12 protein-coding genes are annotated in these 17,256 nt (G+C 71.7%); 11 read left to right on the forward strand and 1 reads right to left on the reverse strand.

Going from position 1 to position 17,256, the window contains the following annotated elements:
* The first annotated feature begins 14 nt into the window (after positions 1 to 14).
* The 8 genes from C8K30_RS31040 to C8K30_RS24035 all read left to right on the forward strand — a co-directional run bounded on the left by C8K30_RS31040 (position 15) and on the right by C8K30_RS24035 (position 11,709).
* Positions 15 to 1,835 carry an RNA polymerase sigma factor gene (locus tag C8K30_RS31040; RefSeq protein ID WP_199230670.1) on the forward strand — a complete coding sequence of 607 codons (1,821 nt, stop codon included), beginning with the start codon at positions 15 to 17 and terminating at the stop codon, positions 1,833 to 1,835.
* 106 nt (positions 1,836 to 1,941) lie between these two features.
* Complete coding sequence (locus tag C8K30_RS24005) at positions 1,942 to 3,717, forward strand: RNA polymerase sigma factor (RefSeq protein ID WP_108495411.1); 1,776 nt, start codon at positions 1,942 to 1,944, stop codon at positions 3,715 to 3,717.
* A gap of 96 nt (positions 3,718 to 3,813) precedes the next feature.
* The gene (locus tag C8K30_RS24010) at positions 3,814 to 5,589 is read left to right on the forward strand and encodes an RNA polymerase sigma factor (RefSeq protein WP_108495412.1); all 1,776 of its coding nucleotides are present in this window, start codon (positions 3,814 to 3,816) and stop codon (positions 5,587 to 5,589) included.
* A 264-nt stretch (positions 5,590 to 5,853) separates the two neighbouring features.
* Positions 5,854 to 7,614: an RNA polymerase sigma factor gene (locus tag C8K30_RS24015; RefSeq protein ID WP_108495413.1), complete on the forward strand. Its 1,761-nt coding sequence runs from the start codon at positions 5,854 to 5,856 to the stop codon at positions 7,612 to 7,614.
* A 75-nt stretch (positions 7,615 to 7,689) separates the two neighbouring features.
* Entirely contained in the window at positions 7,690 to 8,268 is a 579-nt protein-coding gene (locus C8K30_RS24020) for a sigma-70 family RNA polymerase sigma factor (protein ID WP_108495414.1), read from the forward strand.
* Positions 8,265 to 10,007, forward strand: coding sequence for a hypothetical protein (locus tag C8K30_RS24025; protein WP_108495415.1), 1,743 nt, complete (start codon positions 8,265 to 8,267; stop codon positions 10,005 to 10,007). Before C8K30_RS24020 ends, C8K30_RS24025 begins: the two co-directional genes overlap by 4 nt.
* Positions 10,008 to 10,135: 128 nt before the next feature.
* Positions 10,136 to 10,687 (forward strand): sigma-70 family RNA polymerase sigma factor, encoded by a 552-nt coding sequence (locus C8K30_RS24030; RefSeq protein ID WP_108495416.1) that lies wholly within the window; start codon positions 10,136 to 10,138, stop codon positions 10,685 to 10,687.
* Positions 10,684 to 11,709: a hypothetical protein gene (locus C8K30_RS24035; protein ID WP_108495417.1), complete on the forward strand. Its 1,026-nt coding sequence runs from the start codon at positions 10,684 to 10,686 to the stop codon at positions 11,707 to 11,709. The genes C8K30_RS24030 and C8K30_RS24035 overlap by 4 nt, the downstream gene beginning before the upstream one ends.
* A 50-nt stretch (positions 11,710 to 11,759) precedes the next feature.
* Here C8K30_RS24035 and C8K30_RS24040 read toward each other — a convergent pair whose 3' ends face one another.
* Complete coding sequence (locus C8K30_RS24040; protein WP_108495418.1) at positions 11,760 to 13,310, reverse strand: oxygenase MpaB family protein; 1,551 nt, start codon at positions 13,308 to 13,310, stop codon at positions 11,760 to 11,762.
* A 163-nt stretch (positions 13,311 to 13,473) separates the two neighbouring features.
* Here C8K30_RS24040 and C8K30_RS24045 point away from each other — a divergent pair, with 163 nt between their 5' ends.
* From C8K30_RS24045 to C8K30_RS24055, 3 genes are all read left to right on the forward strand, one after another.
* Positions 13,474 to 14,061 carry a SigE family RNA polymerase sigma factor gene (locus tag C8K30_RS24045; RefSeq protein ID WP_108495419.1) on the forward strand — a complete coding sequence of 196 codons (588 nt, stop codon included), beginning with the start codon at positions 13,474 to 13,476 and terminating at the stop codon, positions 14,059 to 14,061.
* Entirely contained in the window at positions 14,058 to 15,752 is a 1,695-nt protein-coding gene (locus tag C8K30_RS24050; RefSeq protein ID WP_108495420.1) for a hypothetical protein, read from the forward strand. The genes C8K30_RS24045 and C8K30_RS24050 overlap by 4 nt, the downstream gene beginning before the upstream one ends.
* Before the next feature lie 108 nt (positions 15,753 to 15,860).
* Complete coding sequence (locus C8K30_RS24055; protein ID WP_108495421.1) at positions 15,861 to 17,192, forward strand: M18 family aminopeptidase; 1,332 nt, start codon at positions 15,861 to 15,863, stop codon at positions 17,190 to 17,192.
* The last annotated feature ends 64 nt before the right edge of the window (positions 17,193 to 17,256 follow it).

Below are 17,256 nucleotides of genomic sequence, written 5' to 3' on the forward strand. Positions count from 1 at the left end.
GAGAGGAGCGTCGGATGGGGCACTGGGAGGCGGAGCTCACCGAGCTCGTGATGCGGCGCAGCGGTGCGCTGGTCGGCTATGCGTACTCGCTGACGCGGGACAAGTCGCAGGCCGAGGACCTGGTGCAGGACGCGCTGGTCAAGGTCTACTCCCGCCTGCGCCGTCCGCCGTCGGCCGGGTCGTCGCAGTTCGACCTGGACAGGCAGGAGGCCGCCAACGCCGAGGGGTACGTTCGCCGGGCGATCCTGACGATCTACCTGGACGGGTACCGGCGGCGGAACCACTGGTCCGGTCTCAAGCATCTCCTGGCCGACGAGGACCGCTCGCCCGGGGCGGACCGGGTGGCCACCGCCCGCGTCGACGTGGGCGTCGCGCTGAAGCGGCTTGCGCCCCGGCAGCGGGAGGCCGTGGTGCTGCGGTTCTTCGAGGACATGACCGTGCCGCAGATCGCGGCGGCCCTCGGGACGAGCCAGGGCACGATCAAACGGCACCTGTTCGACGCGAGCGTTGTGCTGCGCCAGGCCCTCGCAGAGGCCTCGGCGCCCGCCATGGACACGGACCTGGACGAGCGGATGGACACGATGGCGGGCGCGGTGCGCCGCCGTCGTGCGGTGAAGGTCGGCGCCGTGGCAGGCGTGTCGATGGTCCTGGCAGTGGCGCTCGCGTGGGGCGCGTTCGCGGTCAAGCCGTGGATCCGGTCGGAGCCGCTGCCGGCGGACGACAAGGTGGAGTACACGGCGGGGTACGTGCCCGCGAGCTGGGACCCTGCCATCGGGTTGTACTGCGGAATGCCGGTCGAGGAGCTCGACGCCATGGACGCCGGGACCTATGACGTGGAGATCACCGGGGATCTCGCGCCGGTTGCCGAGGGAACTGACGCCTTCTGGCAGCTCCCGGTCGCGATCTCCGGGACAGTGCCGGACGACGTGCCCGATGACGAGCGGTCCTACTTCATGACCTCGCCGGTGATCGTCTGGGCGTACGAGGGGCGGGTGGTCGACCTGGGCTCCGGGTGGCGTGAAAACAGCCCGGACGTCTCGGTGGCGTTGTCCGACGACGGTGCCTGGAGCGGGACGGCAACCGCGGGGAGCTCGACGTCGTGCTGGGAGGAGACGCTCATACCCGACAGCTTCGGCCAGTACGACAACGAGCGGCCCGGAGCGCGCTACGAGCTGCGCGCGGTCATGGCCGACGGCTCTGTGGCCGGGCGGGCCGATGGGAGGGAGGACCTCCTGGTCAGCGCTCCGATCACGGTCGACCTCGACAGCGGTGTGGCCCCGCTGCCGACCTTCGCCGCGCCGTCGGACGACTGCAGCGGGGCCGCGTACCGGGGCCGGCCCCTGCGGGCGCAGGACCTGCCGGACGACGTACGGGCCGCGGCCGCGGAGCTCCTGGAGGCAGTGACCACCTGCGACGAGGGCAGGATCGCCGATCTCGGCGCGTGGTTGGACACGGCGCCCAGCTCGGAGCCGAAGACCCGCACGGTCAACGATGTCTTCGCGCTCCCCGAGACCGGCGGCCGAACGCCGTACGCGACGGTCGCCCGGCTCCTGACCGAGACCGGACCGGTCACCGGGCGGTCGGAGACGTGGTGGACCTGGCCGCGGGTATCTAAGTGGGTCAACGATGACGCCTCCTGGCAGGAGGCGATAGACGCCGGCGCTGTCACTGAGGAACAGGCCGTGGCGGACCGCGCGGCCGGCCGGTACACGGGGTGGCAGCTGAAGATCGAGGACCGGCCCGACTCTCCTCGGAAGATCTGGAGCGCCTTCCACGAGGGCGACGACAGCTGGTGCTCCCGTCCGACCGCCCAGGCCGATCCAGAATGCACCTGACCCGTGGCGCAGCCACCGCGGATCCGACACGCATTCTCGTCACCACCACTATCGTTCTTCCCTCCCACCCGGCAGGGACCATGAGTGGGGAGAGGGGACATCTTCGATGGCGCTGTGGGAGGCCGAGCTCACGGAGCTCGCGACAAGCCGTGGCGGGGCGCTGGTCGGGTACGCGTACTCGCTGACGCGGGACAAGTCGCAGGCCGAGGATCTGGTGCAGGACGCGCTGGTCAAGGTCTACTCCCGCCTGCGCCGCCCGCCGTCGGTGGGCGAGCAGTCCCAGCACGACCTGGACCGGCCGGAGCCGAACAACAACGCAGAGGGTTACGTCCGCCGCGCCATCCTGACGATCTACCTGGACGGGTATCGACGGCGGAACCACTGGGCGGGCCTCAAGCACCTCCTCGCCGATGACGCCGACTCCCCCGGGGCGGACCGGGTAGCCACCGCCCGCGTCGACGTCGGTGTCGCGCTGAAGCAGCTCTCGCCCCGGCAGCGCGAGGCGGTGATGCTGCGGTTCTTCGACGACCTGACGGTGCCGCAGATCGCGGCCGCTCTGGGAACCAGTCAGGGGAACATCAAGCGGCACCTGTTCGACGCGACGGCCGTGCTGCGCCAGGCCCTGGCCGAGGTCTCGGTGCCCGCCATGGAGACCGACCTGGACGAGCGGCTGGACACGATGTCCGGTGCGGTGCGCCGCCGTCGGACCGCGAAGGTGGCCGCTGTCAGCGGCGCCTCCCTGGTGCTGGCGGGCCTGCTGGCGTTCGCTGTCTGGGGCCCCGGACGGCTCCTGTCGGAGCCGGTGCCGCCGGCCACCCCGAGCCCGGACGCAGCGGTCGGCGCCGCCTGGGCGCCCGAGGCCTGGCGCTCGCAAGGCCCGCAGTACCACTGCGGCATGGAGGTGACGGAGCTCGTGTCGTCCTCCGACACCGTGCGCCTGGAGCTCACGGGCGACGTCGGGCCGGCGGACACTCCGTCCGCGGACGGCGGGCTCGCCGCGCCCGTCCGGATCACCCGGACAGACGCCGAAGGCCCAGCGCTCGACGGCGGGCAGCCCAGGCTGGTCTTCGCGCGGGACGGCCAGGTGGTCGACCTCGGCCGAGGCTGGCACGAGAACGGTTACACCCTGCCCGGAGCCGGCCAGTCCGCCGACGACGTCGCTGATGCCACCGCCGCTACCGCGTGCGGGAGATGGACGACGTACGCCGGGGTCAGGGAGGACTGGGAACAGTACGTGGATCCGCGCCCGGCCGGTACCTACGACGTGTACGCGGTGATGCCGTGGGAAGACGACGCGGGCACGAGCCGCATCGCCGTCAGCGAGCCGGTCACCATGGAGGTCCCTGCGGTCGAGATGTCGGCGGCGGATCCGCTGACCGTCGACATCCGCGACGGCTACCAGCCGCCGTGGCTCGAGGGCACGAGCCTCGCCTGCGGGGCCTACGCGTCCGACATCCCTGGTGGTCCGCAGCTGGCTTCGGAACGGTCCGGTCTGAGGTTGTCGGCCGAGGCCACCGGCGAGTCCGGCGATCTCGCCGACAAGGTGACCGTCACGTTCACCGAGACCGAGGGGGAGGCGGTCGACGCGACCCGCACGCCGGTCACGCTGGTCTGGCTCAGCAACGGCAAAGTGGTGGCGGTCGGCAGCGACGTCTGGTCCGACCCCGCGGAGGACCTGCGGGTCGAAGCGAACGGCACGGCGTCCGTCGAACTGCCGATCGAGCCCGACCGGACCTGCCTCCAGGACCCGGACGCCGGGATGCCGAGGGGGAACCACGAGAACTACGACGTGTATGCCCTCACGGAGCTCGACCCCGGCTCGGGCGGCGAGCGGCAGTTCGTCTCCGTGGGTGCATCGTCCACCTATGTCATCTGGGGGTGACCCGGAGCGGGCGGCGAACATTCCTGCCGTCCGCTGCATCGTTTTCGCGTTCCCGCCCGTCAGGGAGCGATGAAACAGGGAGAAGGGACGACTTCGGTGGCGCAGTGGGAGGCCGAGCTCACGGAGCTCGCGACGAGACGTGGCGGGGCTCTGGTGGGGTACGCGTACTCGTTGTGCCGGGACCGGGGGCAGGCCGAGGACCTGGTGCAGGACGCGCTGGTGAAGGTGTTCTCGCGCCTGCGCCGTCCGCCCGGTATGTCCGACGGCGGACAGCAGGCCGTAGATCTGGACCGGCCGCACCTGACGAACGCGGAGGCGTACGTCCGGCGCGCGATCCTGACGATCTACCTGGACGGCTACCGGCGGCAGAGCCACTGGACCGGCCTCAAGCACCTCCTGGCCGACGACGACCGGTCGCCCGGCGCGGACCGGGTCGCCACCGCGCGGGTCGACGTCGGCGTGGCCCTGGCCAAGCTGTCCCCGCGGCAGCGCGAGGCGGTGGTGCTGCGGTTCTTCGAGGACATGACGGTGCCGCAGATCGCGCAGACCCTGGGGACGAGGCCGGGCACGATCACGCGGTACCTCTCGGACGCGATGGTGCTGCTGCGCGGGTCGCTCGCGGAGATCGTGGCGCCCGCCATGGAGACGGACCTGGACGAGCGGCTGGGCACGGTGGCTGGTGCGGTGCGCCGCCGTCGGGCCGCGAAGGTGGGTGCGGTCGCCGGTGTGTCGATGGTGCTGGCGGTCCTGCTGGCGCTCGCGGCGCTGTGGGGGCCCGCACGGCTCCTTTCGGAGCCGGTGCCGCCGGCCACCCCGAGCCCCGACGCCGCGGTCGGCGGAGGCTCGTCGCCCACCTCCTGGCACTCGTTGGGCGAGCAGTATCACTGCGACATGGAGGTGACGGACCTGGTGTCGTCCTCTGACACCGTGCGCCTGGAGATCACTGGCGACATCGCGCCAACGGACACTGGGCCAGTTCCCGGCCTCACCGCGCCCGTACGGATCACCCGAACCGATGTCGAGGGTCCGGCCCTCGACGGCGGGCAACCGCTGCTGGTCTTCGCGCGGGACGGGCGGGTGGTCGACATCGGCCGGGGCTGGTACGACGGTGGGTATCAACTGCCTGGCGCCGGCCAGTCCGCGGACGATGTTGCCGAGGCGACCGCCGCCACCTCGTGCGGGTCGTGGACGACGCGCGGGGGACCCTGGGAGGTGTTCCTGGATCAGCGCCCGGCCGGTACCTATGACGTGTACGCGGTGATTTCGTGGGGCGACGGGTCGGGCATAAGCGATGTGGCTGTCAGCAAGCCGGTCACCATGGAGGTCCCGGCTGTCGAGATGCCCGACGAGGTGCCGCTGACCGTCGACATCCGCGAGGGTTACCAGCCGCCGTGGCTTGAGGGCACAACCCTCGCCTGCGGGGTCTACGCGTCCGACATCCCGGGCGGCCCGCGGGTGCAATCGGAGCGGTCGGGTTTGGGACTGGAGAGCGATGCCGCGCAGTCGGGCATGGGTCTGGACGGCGATTCCGCGGGAGACGATGTGACGATCACGTTCAACGAGACCGAGGGTGATGCCGTCGACATGACTCGCACGCCGATCACGCTGGTCTGGCTCAGCGATGGGTACGTGGTCGGGGTCGGCCGCGACGTCTGGTCCGATCCCGTGGAGGACCTCCAGGTCGACGCAGAGGGCGAGACGTCCGTCGTAGTGCCGGTCGAAGCCGACCGGACGTGCCTCGAGAATCCGGACGCAGGGATGCCTGCTGGGGACTATGACCTGCATGCGCTCATGGAGCTCGATCCGGGATCGGCCCGCGAGCGGCAGTTCCTGTCCCTGCACGCCGTGCTCGGATACCGCGTCGGAGGCTGAATTCCTCACTGCGGCACATCGTTTTCCCTTCCCCATCCGTCATCGAGCAGGCCGGTCCGCGGACGGCGTCGCCGAGTCGGACGGTGAGCGGCAGTTCATCTCCGCGAGCACGTTGCACGTTGTACGAGTACGGCGTCGAAAACTGACGATGACCACCGCGGCACGGACCGTTGGCCGCGGTCCCTGTGAATTTCTCGCTGGCAGCCTCATCGTTCTTCCCTTCTCACCCGTCAGGGAGGATGACAGCGAGAGGGGAAGTCTTCGATGGCGCAGTGGGAGAACGAGCTCGAGGAGCTCATGGCGCGGCGCAGCCGCGCACTGGTGGGGTACGCGTACACGCTGACGCGGGACAGGGTGCAGGCCGAGGACCTGGTGCAGGACGCGCTGGTCAAGGTCTTCTCGCGCCTGCGGCGCCCGCGGGGGATGGACGACGACGGCGGGCACGTCATGGACCTGGACCGCGACCAACCCGTGCTGACGAACGCGGAGGCCTACGTGCGCCGGACGATGCTGACCATCTACCTGGACCGCTTTCGGCGGCAGAGGAACTGGACGGGGATCAAGCACCTGCTGGCCGATGAGGACCGGGTCCCCGCGGCGGAGGGCGTCGCGACGGCCCGGGTCGACGTCGGCGTGGCGCTGGCCCAGCTGTCCCCGCGGCAGCGCGAGGCGGTGGTGCTCCGGTTCTTCGAGGACATGACGGTGCCGCAGATCGCGCAGACCCTCGGCACGAGCCCCGGCACCATCAAGCGGCACCTGTTCAACGCGATGGAGCTGCTGCGCGGTTCGCTCGCGGAGATCGCGGCCCCCGAGATGGACACCTCGTTCGAGGAGCGGCTCGGCGCGGTGTCCGGTTCGGTGCGCCGCCGCCGGGCGGTGAAGGTCGGCGCCCTCAGCGGCGCCTCGCTGGTGCTGGCGGGCCTGCTGGCGATGGCGGCCCTGTGGGGGCCCGCGCGGCTCCTGTCGGAGCCGGTCGTACCGGCCACGCAGAGCCCCGATGCCGCGGTCGGCGGCGGCTGGGTGCCCAGCGCCTGGGAGGAACAGGGCCCGCAGTACGAGTGCGGCATGGAGGTGACGGAGCTGACGTCCACCTCCGACAGGGTGCGCCTCGAGCTCACCGGCGACGTCAGGCCGTCGGGCTACGGCCTGGAGGCGCACGTCCGGGTCACGCGGACCGACAAGGCCGGGCTTGCCCTCGACGGCGGCGCGCCCCTGCTGGTCTTCGCGCAGAACGGCCAGGTGGTCGACCTGGGCCAGGGCTGGCACGAGGGCGGTTACGTGATCCCCGAGGCCGGCGACACCAAGGCCGACGTCGCGACAGCGTCCGCGGCGACGGCGTGCGGGGACTGGACGAGCGGCGCGATCAGCGAGGAGTACCTGGACGCGCGCCCGGCCGGCACCTACGAGGTGTACGCGGTGATGCCGTGGTTCGAACCGGCGTCCGACGACGGTGCCGGCCAGATGGCCGTCAGCGAGCCGGTCACCATGGAGGTTCCCGAGGTCGAGCTACCGGGCGAGGCGCCCCTGACTGTCGACATCCGCGACGGCTACCAGCCGGAGTGGCTCGAGGGCACCGATCTGACCTGCGGCGCGCACGCGTCCGACATCCCGGCCGGGCCGCAGGTGCCGAGGATCCGGTCGGGCCTGGAGCTGACGGCGCAGCCCGCCGGCAGCGCCGACGCCCCCGACGAGAAGGTGAGGATCACGTTCACGGAGACGAAGGGCGAGGCCGTCGACACGACCCGTACTCCGTTCGCGCTGGTCTGGCTGAGAGAGGGGCGCGTGGTCGGCTTCGGACACGACATCTGGTCCGAACCGGCGGAGAGGCTGCACGTCGACGCGAAGGGCGAGGCGTCCGTCGTCGTCCCGGTCGAGCCCGACACGACCTGCCTGACGCACCCCGAGGCGGGGCTCCCGGACGGCAGCTACGACGTCTACGCCTTCACCGAGCTCGACCCCGGCTCGGACGATGAGCCGCAGTACGTAGCCGTCGAGGCAGCGCTGGGGTACTTCATCGGCGACTGACCAACGAAACCCTCACCCGGCGCGTCATGGTGGTTGTGGAGACGATGACAGCACATACGCACCGGGGAGGTGGCCATGGCGGTATGGGAGAGCGAGCTCGATGAGCTCATGAGGACGCGCGGAAGCGCCCTCGTCCGCTATGCCTACATGCTCTCCGGCGATCGCGCGCTCGCCGAGGACCTGGTCCAGGACGCACTGGTCAAGGTCTACTCGCGGCTACGCGGCGTCCCGGGCCGGGGCAGATCGGTGGCCGTGGCCCAGGGCAGCCAGGCGCACGACCTCGAGTCCCCGTTCACGAACGCGGAGGGCTACGTGCGACGCGCCGTTCTCACCATCTACCTGGACGGCTACCGCAAGCGGCAGCGCTGGACCGGGGTCAAGCACCTCCTGGCCGACGACGACAGCACCCGCGGCGCCGACCAGGCGGCGTCGGCGCGCGTCGACGTGATGGCGGCGCTCGCCAAGCTCGGCGCGCGCGAACGGGCCTGCGTGGTCCTGCGCTACTTCGAGGACATGACGGTGCCGCAGATCGCCGACGCGCTCGGCACCGCCCAGGGCACGGTCAAGCGCTACCTGTCCGACGCCACCGCGAACCTGCAGGAGATCCTGCGCCCCGACGATTTCCGACCGGCCGAAGGGAGGGCCGCCCGATGAGCCATGAGAACTGGACCGACGACAACGACTTCCTGAGCGGCGCGCTCCACGGCGCCGCCGACGAGATGCCCGGTGGGGAGGTGGACGACCTGCACATCTCATTCGGAGTGATCCGTGATCGTGTGCGGCGCCGTCGCGCCGCCAAGATCGGCAGCCTCGCGGGCGGCAGCCTCGTGGTGGCGGGTGTGCTCGCCTTCGGCGTCGTGCAGACGCCGCTGTGGGACAGCGCCGATCCGGTCGTCCCGGGAGCGCAGTCGCCTGACGCGTACGCGAGCCCGGACGACGCCCCGAGCCGGGGGCTGGACCCGACGGCGGAACCGACCACTGCGCCCGCCACGGGCGTCATCCAGGACGGGTACCAGCCCTCCTGGCTCGAGTGGAGCGACCTGACGTGCGGCATGCCGGTGGACGACCTGCAGTCCACGGCGCCGGGTTGGTCGGTTGCCGCGGCCGGTGACATCTACGCCCGGACGTCGGACTTCGACGGTGAGCCCTCGACGTCGTGGGGCATGGCGGCGACGGTAGCGGAGGGGGAGGGCACGCTCGACGTCGCCCCCGTTCTGGTGTGGAGCCAGGGTGGCGTGGTCGTGGACCTGGGGTCGAACGTCCTCGAGGCGCCGGGCCCGCAGAGCGAGCCGCTGCTCGGTGCAGGCCAGGGAGCGATCGCGGCCACGGGCAACGGGTTGACGACCTGCGCGCCGAGCGAGACCGGCACGACCGACCTCTTCGAGACGCAGCTCCCCGAGGGCGACTACGAGGTGCGGGTGGTTGCCTACCCGCAGATCGCCTCGGGCCAATGGGCGACGGCGGTGAGCGAGCCGGTCTCGGTCCGCATCGACGCCGACGGTGCGCACACCGCGACGGGGACGCGCGGCGGCGCCGCGACTGTCGAACCGTCGGCCCCAAGCCCCGGCGAGCAGTCGCGGTTCGTGCTCGACCGGACCACGGAATGGGTCACGGCGGAGCTGACCCAACGCGGCTACTCGACGGACGGCGTCGTGTCGGTCACTGCCCAGTGCGAGAGCCCGAACCCGGCGGACAGCGTGTCGTTCGACGTGGTGCTGCCCTCCACCGGCGACGTGCTCGGCTCCGGCGAGATCGCCTGCGGCGGCGCTCGGTCCGTGACTCCCCTCGGGGTCCTCGCGGGCGGCGGGGAGGTGCTGGACATCCGTCTGGGTACCGTGCCTGACGGCGTCGCGCGGCTCTGGGCGGTCCTCGGCCCGGCCGTATCGGCCGATGGCGAGGACACGACGAGCGACTGCTCGGCGAGCACCTTCGACCCCGACCTGGTCTACGACCCGGAGAGCTCGCCGACCGCGGCCGCCGGTACGACCGCCCAGCTCATCGTGGCGGCGGCCGTGTCCTGCGACTCCGATTCGATGATCCAGCTGGCGACCGAGCACGGCACGGAGCTCATGTTCAGTACCGAGACCCCGGAGCAGGTCTTCGGCCTGCCCGAGACCGACGCATTGCCGTACGAGACGCTGGTCCGCCTGCTGACCGGCACCAGCGGCGTCGTGAACGGCGGGGACGCCGGGAACGAGACGATCACGTGGCCGCGGGTCTCTACCGAGGAGTTCCGCGACTCGGACGAGGCCTGGGCGGAGGTCGTCGAGTCCGGCCTGCTCACCCAGGCTGAGGCCGACGCCCAGCGCGCGGACGAGACCTTCGGCTACACAGGAATGGTGATCGGCATCGCCGAGGACGGAACCTGGCGGTACTACTCCCCCACCGACTGATCCGAGGAGGCCGGCCCACGCCCCAACGGTTCCTGTGCCCCGCTCGTAAGACAGTTTGAGCGGGGCACAGGGCCCGCCGGCGAGGAGACGGACAAGGTGGCTGGAGAACAGCTGGACAGGGGTGCGTGGTGAGCACCCGCTGGGACGACGAGCTCACGGAGCTCGTGACACGCAGGGGGCGTGCCCTCGTGGGGTACGGGTACGCGCTGACGGGTGACGTGCGCCGGGCGGAGGACCTGGTGCAGGACGCCCTGGTCCGCGTCTTCCGGCGGTTCCGCCGCCCCGAGGCCGCGGGCACGGAGGGCCACACCGAGTTCCCCCTGAACGACGGCGGGAGCCACGCGGGCATCGAGGCGTACGTGCGCCGGACGATGCTCAACCTCTACCTCGATGAGACGCGCCGGTTCGCGCTCTGGCGCAAGGCGGAGCCCAAGGTGGCGGTGGAGGACCGGGTGAAGGCCCCGGCGTCGGACATCACCGCCCGCGCCGACGTGACGGCCGCGCTGCGCGGCCTGAGCCCGCGCCAGCGTGCGTGCGTGGTGCTCCGCTTCTACGACGATCTGACCGTGCCCCAGATCGCCGACACGCTCGGCATCGCGCAGGGCACCATCAAGCGACACCTGGCCGACGGGATCCACGCCCTGCGTGGGGTGCTGGTGCCGGAAGGAGGCCTCCTATGAACGGGCACGACGACCTCGGGTTCGACGCCGATCTCGGCCCCGGCCGCGACGTCCTGAAGCAGACCATCGACGCGCTGGTCGACGGCGCAACGCCCGCCGGCGTGCCCAGCACACCGGAGCAGAACCTCGGGCTCCTGCGGCGCAGGGTGCGCACCTGGCGCCTCGCCAAGGCCGGGGCGGTCGGGCTGAGCACGGCGGTGGTGATCAGCGCGCTCGCCTTCAGCGCGGCGCAGGCCAGCACGTGGAGCCGGTCCGAGCCGCTGCCCGGCCGGCCCACGGTGCAGAGCACCGAGACGGGGCCGGTGCCGTCGGAGGTCCCGACGTCGCGCGTCTCGCCGAGCCCGACGGTGTCCGCGAGCCCGACGCCGTCCGCGACGCCGTCGAGCACCCCGGAGGCGACGCCGTCGGGGGCCGCGTCCGTCGAACCGACCCCGGAGGTGAGCGCGTCGTCCGTCGCGACGAACACGGACCTGATCACCGCGCCGTTCGACGACGGGTACCAGCCATGGGGGGACAGCTTCCCGTTGTGGTGCGGCATGTCGGACGAGGACCTCGTGTCGACGAGCCCGTCGGTGTCGATCGAGATCACCGGCGACCTGAGCTACCAGCGCGGTGAGGGCGGATCGATCCCGGTCCGGCTCACCGGGGAGATGCCGGGGTTCGTCCAGGGCGCGGGGAGCGGCGTCTACACGGAGAACATCGGGGACACCGCGCTGCTGATCTGGTCGCAGGGCGGTCGGGTGGTCGAGATGGGGAGGTCGTGGGCGGAGGCCAACTACGACATCCCGCCCGCGCTCAACGAGACGGGGGAGTGGAACGGCGAGGCCAGGACGGGCTCGGAGAACTCCTGCATCGAGGCGGACAAGGTCGATGTCGACGAGGGACTCGGCTACGACAACGTCCGCTCGGCAGGGACGTACCAGGTCCGGGCCGTGCAGGCGCACAACATCGGTGACCCCGGGTCCGGTGACACCGAGGAGTACCTGCTCTTCAGCGACCCCGTCACGGTCACCATCCCCTGACCCGCGGGTCGGGCGTCCAGGTCACTGGGGTGACCTGGACGCCCGACCCGTCAGGGAAGTTCTGGCCGGTAGCTCGCGAGGGTCGTGTCGTTACGGCGTCGTGCCCAGCGTTCGAGACACTCCCGTCCCCAGCGGGAGCGCCCGAGCAGGTGGTAACGCCACACGTTGAGCGGCAGCACATATGCGTGCGCCCACGGCGGGCGCAGCGGCAGGCCGAGCTCGCGCATGCTGCGCACCCCGAGGAACACAGTGAGCATCGACAGCAGCCGCTCGCGCTCGAACCGCGCCCGCCACGGCTGCCACCAGGCCGGCCCGGGGTACACCCGCTCGGCCTGCGCGGCGATCACCGCCTGGGCAAGGCGCGGCCCCGCGTCGGAGATCCCGGCCTGCGCGCGCAGCACGTGGTAGTTGATGCGGTGCCGCGCCCACTCGTCGTCGACGAGGAAGTCGGGATGCACGCCCATCAGGTGCCCCACCCACTTCCACAGGTGCACCACGGCCCGGCTGTCCGACGGCGGGATGCGCACCCCGAGCGACCGGCACCCGACGATCAGGGCGCCGTCGAACAGCCCGAGCGTCGCCGCCTGGTCGGCCTGGTTGATCGGCAGACCCCACCGGCCGGTATCCCACGAGCCGGCGTCCCGCCGGCCGGAGCGCGACGAGTTGGCGCGCGATGCGCCGGTGCCGGATGGGCTGGTGCTGGATGAGTTGGCGCGCGATGCGCTGGTGCCGGATGGGCTGGTGCTGGATGAGGTAGCGCCCAATGACCTGGCGCGCGACGAGCTCGTGAACGACGCGCTGACCAGCGCGTGCATCGCCCGGACGTGCACGGTGGTGCGCCACGCCGGGCCGTACGGTCGCAGGGCTCCGGGCTCGTACAGCCCGACCGTCCACTCCTGCGTCTCCACGAGCCGCCGCAGCGTCCCGCCCGTCAGCGCGCCGGTCGCTGCGAGCAGGTCCGCCGGCCCGCCGAACCGGTACCCGCCCACGAGCGACAGCTGCAGCAACACGTCGCCCGCGTTCTGCCCGAGCCGGCGCTGCACGGCGGCACCCGCCTCGACAAGATCCCAGTCCACCCAGCTGGGCACGGCGGTGACCTCGTCGAGGAACCGGCGCAACGGCTCTGGGGTGCCCGCGCCGAAATCGGTCCTTTGCTGGCCTCCCCCGTCGAGATCGGTCCTTTGCTGACTTCTCGTGCCGAGATCGGTCTCTTGCACCGAGATCGGTCCATTAATTGACCGATCTCGGTGCAACGGACCGACCTCGCGGTCATCCCCGTGCAACCGACCGATCTCGTGATCAGCGGACCCTTGCGGAGGAGCGGTCAGCGCTTCACGGAGTTGCGCATGCGTCACTCGTCCCGGGTCCCCGGCCGGGAGTCGCATCGCGGTGGCGAGCGCCGCCCCGGCGTCGTCCTCCTCGAAGAAGGCGCGGCCGATCCGGTCCAGGAGCGCCTCGTCAACCCCGCGCACGCGTCCGAGCAGACGCAGCGGCCGGCCGATCCGCGCTCCGCGTGCCTCGGCGGCGCGAAACCGTGCCGGATACGGCGACCGGGCGGATCGCCCGACGTCGTCCACAGGGTTGTCCACCGTCTCGACCATGTCCCTATCCTTACCCGCCCACCGCCCACCGCCCACCGCCCACCGCCCACCGCCCACCGCCAGGACACAGCCCCGCCCGGACAGAGAACTGATGCGGCCCCTACCCCAACCTCCTGGCCGGTTGGTTCGTCGATACGTTCAAGTTGGCAGGAAGGAGCCGGCAATGGGCTGGCACGAAGACTTGGAGACGCTTGTCGCGCAGCGCGGCTCGGTGCTCGTCGGGTACGCCTACACGCTGTGCGGCGACGTCCGGCAGGCCGAGGACCTGGTGCAGGAGGCGCTCGTCAAGTACTGCTCGCGCCTGGTGCGGCCGGGCGGACGCCGCGATCGGACGACGCCGGGCATGCACACGGTGCCGCTGGACGGCGGCGCGCGGGGCAAGCACGCACCCGTGGAGTTCGCCGAGGCGTACGTGCGCCGCATGGTGCTGAACCTGTACCTGGACGGATGGCGCCGCAGGAAGCGCTGGGCCGATATCGAGCCCAGGGTCGCGACGGACGACCGGGTGCGGTTCCCCGACTCGGGCATCACGGCCCGGGCGGACGTGGTGCAGGCGCTCACCCGGCTCTCGCCCCGGCAGCGGGCGTGCGTGGTGCTGCGCTACTTCGAGGACATGACGATCGAGCAGGTGGCGGAGACGCTCGGGAACGCCCCGGGGACCGTCAAGCGGCACCTGCATGACGCGCTGCACGCCCTGCGGGACGTGCTGGAACCGGCCGGAGCGGCCGCGGCGGAAGGAGCACTGCGATGAACCAGCACGACGACGGCCCGGGCCAGGACCACGGCTGGGTGGACCCGGCCGAGAGCGGCCTGTTGAAGCAGACCTTCAGCGCGATGGCATCCGGGGTGGACCCGGCATCGCCCACGGGGCCAGCCGCGGCCATGCCGATCATGAACAGGCGCGTGCGGCGGCGTCGGACGGCGAAGCTGGGCGGGCTCGGCGGCGGGGCGCTCGCCCTGGCGGGTGCGCTGGTGCTCGGGGCGGGGCAGCTTGCGCCGCCGGACCAGGCAGAGCTGTTGCCGGGGACGTCCGCGCCGACGCCGGAGTTCAAGCTCCAGGACGGCTACCAGCCGCCCTGGCTCGACTGGAGCGACCTGACCTGCGGCATGCCGGTGGCCGACCTGAAGTCCACGGCGCCGGGCTGGTCGGTGGCCTCGGCAGGTGACATCTACGCAAGGACGGCGGCCCTCGAGGGCGACCCCACGATGTCGTGGGGCATGGCGTCGAGGCTCATGGGCGGGCCAGGCACGCTCGACGCTTCTCTGGCACTGGTGTGGAGCCGGGACGGCGTAGTTGTGGACCTCGGTCCCGACGTGTTCGGTGGCTCGGACGAGCGCCAGCCACTGCTCCGGACCGACCCGGACGGCACGGTCGAGGCCCAGGGTGGTGCGGCGACCTCGTGCGCACCGACGGAGACCGGGACCGATCCGGTCTTCGAGACGCCACTGCCCGAGGGTGACTACGAGGTACGGGTGGTCGGCTTTCCGCAGGTTGCCTCAGGCCAGCGGACCGCGGCCGTGAGCCAGCCGGTGACGGTTCACATCGACACCGACGGTGCCCACAGCCCGGGGACGCGTGGCGGTGAGTCGACCATCGAGTTCCCGGAGCCGGCCGAAGGCGAGGTCTCGCGGTTCGAGCTGGACCGCACCACGGACTGGGTCACGGCCGAGATGACCCAGCGCACCTACCCGTATGACACCGCGATGAGGGTCATCGGCCAGTGTGAGGGCTCCGACCCGGAGGCAGTGCTCTCGATCGAGCTGGTGCTGCCATCCACCGGCAAGGTGCTCGGGACGAGCCAGATCTCCTGCGACGGAGACGAGGCCGGGTCGGAAGTCGGGGTCCTGCCATACCCGGAAAGCGGTTGGGAGGCCGTCGACGTCCGGCTGCCGAGCGTGCCCGACGGTGTAGCGCGGGCCTGGGTGTCTCTCGAGCCGGCGACGCCCGTTGGCGAAGACACCGGGCCCGACTGCTCGGCGACCGACTTCGACCCGCCGTTCGTCCCGGGGAACTCGCCGAGGGAGGGTGCGGCGGCAACTTCTGGGGCCATCGTGATCGCGGCGATGGACTGCGACTCCGACGCGCTGATCGCTCTGGCGGAGGACTCGGAGACGGAGCTCATGTCCGGCGCCGAGACCCCGGAGCAGACCTTCGCCCTGCCCGAGTCCGACGCGGAGCACTACCGGACGCTCGCCGCCCTGCTGACCGGTACCCGCGGTGGCCAGGTCAGCGGCGAGGAGCCGGGTAGCGAGACGGTCGTCTGGCCCGGGGTCGCCACCCCGGAGTTCGCCGACTCGGACGAGGCGTGGCAGGAGGTGGTGGACGCGGGCCTGCTCACGGCCGAGGAGGCCGAGGCCCAGCGGACGGATGGCTACCAGGGCATGCGGATCGCCATCTCTGCCACCGACGGCACCTGGCAGTACTACTCCGCCGGCGACTGACCCACGACGTGTCCGCGATGCAGAGCGCCTGCCCGAGTCTCTCCGTGCACCTGGGAACACGGGCAGGCGCTCTCAGTCGCGGGTAGGCCGCGGCGACATAATGGGCAGGTGACCGTCCAGACATCCCCAGCCCAGACCGCAGCCTCCGCCGTCCCTGAGGAGGCCCGCCTCCACGCCGAGGACCTGGGCGCGCTCGTCGCGGCGTCGCCGTCGTCCTTCCACGCTGCCGCGGAGGTGGCCCGGCGCGCACAGGCGGCGGGCTTCACCCTCCTCGCGGAGGACGCCGCCTGGGGCGTGACCCCGGGCGGGCGCTATGCAGTGGTCCGCGACGGCTCGGTCATCGTCTTCACCGTGCCCGACGCCGCGGGCCCCACCACCCGCTTCACCATCGTCGGCGCCCACACCGACACCACGGGCTTCAAGCTCAAGCCCAAGCCGACCACGCACGGCGCGGGCGGCTGGTGGCAGGCCGGCGTTGAGGTGTACGGCGGGCCGCTGCTCAACTCCTGGCTCGACCGTGAGCTGGAGCTGGCCGGCCGGATCGTCACGCACGACGGCACCGAGCACCTGGTGCGCACCGGACCGATGCTGCGCATCCCCCAGCTCGCGATCCACCTGGACCGGGGCGTCAACGACAAAGGTCTGGCCCTGGACAAGCAGCGCCACACGCAGCCCGTCTGGGGCCTGGGGGACGCGGAGAGCGCGGACATCCTGGCGGCGCTCGCGGCGGACGCCGGCGTCGACCCCGCGGCGATCGGCGGCTACGACATAGTGCTGGCCGACACGCAGCCTGCCCGCGCCTTCGGCGCCGGCCAGGCGCTGTTCGCCTCGGCGCGGCTGGACAACCTGCTCTCCACGCACGCGGGGCTGACGGCGATCCTGGGCCGGAGCGCATCCGGAGCCGGCTCGACCAGCGTCGAGGTGTTCGCCGCCTTCGACCACGAGGAGATCGGCAGCGCGTCCCGCTCGGGCGCTGCGGGGCCGTTCCTGGAGGAGGTGCTCGTCCGCATCTCGACCGCCCTGGGCGCCACCGCGGAGGAGCGGGCCCGCGCGTTCTCGGCGTCGCTGCACGTGTCGTCCGACGTCGGGCACGCGGTGCACCCGAACTACGCCGAGCGCCACGACCCGGCCAACCACCCCGTCGCCGGCGGCGGCCCGATCCTCAAGATCAACGCGAACCAGCGCTACGCCACGGACGCGCACGGCGCGGCGGCCTGGAACGCGGCCTGCCGAGACGCGGGCGTGCCCACCCAGGAGTTCGTCTCCAACAACGTGATGCCGTGCGGCTCCACGATCGGCCCGATCTCCGCGACGCGTCTGGGCATCCGCACCGTGGACGTCGGAGTGCCAATTTTGTCGATGCACTCGGCGCGCGAGCTCACCGCCGTCGTCGACCCGTGGTACCTCTCGCGGGCGATGACGGCCGTTCTCGGTCGCTGAATCGTCGAAACCTCCCGGATCGGGGCGGAACCGGGGTTCTTCGGAGCGACCTGCGGTTTTGCAT

It is taken from the genome of Promicromonospora sp. AC04 (assembly GCF_003058225.1).
Lineage (GTDB): Bacteria > Actinomycetota > Actinomycetes > Actinomycetales > Cellulomonadaceae > Promicromonospora.

Coding starts and splice junctions, on each gene's coding strand:
- C8K30_RS24020 (WP_108495414.1), top strand. CDS start 7,690: ATGGCGGTATGGGAGAGCGAGCTCGATGAGCTCATGAGGACGCGCGGA.
- C8K30_RS24050 (WP_108495420.1), top strand. CDS start 14,058: ATGAACCAGCACGACGACGGCCCGGGCCAGGACCACGGCTGGGTGGAC.
- C8K30_RS31040 (WP_199230670.1), top strand. CDS start 15: ATGGGGCACTGGGAGGCGGAGCTCACCGAGCTCGTGATGCGGCGCAGC.
- C8K30_RS24045 (WP_108495419.1), top strand. CDS start 13,474: ATGGGCTGGCACGAAGACTTGGAGACGCTTGTCGCGCAGCGCGGCTCG.
- C8K30_RS24040 (WP_108495418.1), bottom strand. CDS start 13,310: ATGGTCGAGACGGTGGACAACCCTGTGGACGACGTCGGGCGATCCGCC.
- C8K30_RS24015 (WP_108495413.1), top strand. CDS start 5,854: ATGGCGCAGTGGGAGAACGAGCTCGAGGAGCTCATGGCGCGGCGCAGC.
- C8K30_RS24025 (WP_108495415.1), top strand. CDS start 8,265: ATGAGCCATGAGAACTGGACCGACGACAACGACTTCCTGAGCGGCGCG.
- C8K30_RS24035 (WP_108495417.1), top strand. CDS start 10,684: ATGAACGGGCACGACGACCTCGGGTTCGACGCCGATCTCGGCCCCGGC.
- C8K30_RS24005 (WP_108495411.1), top strand. CDS start 1,942: ATGGCGCTGTGGGAGGCCGAGCTCACGGAGCTCGCGACAAGCCGTGGC.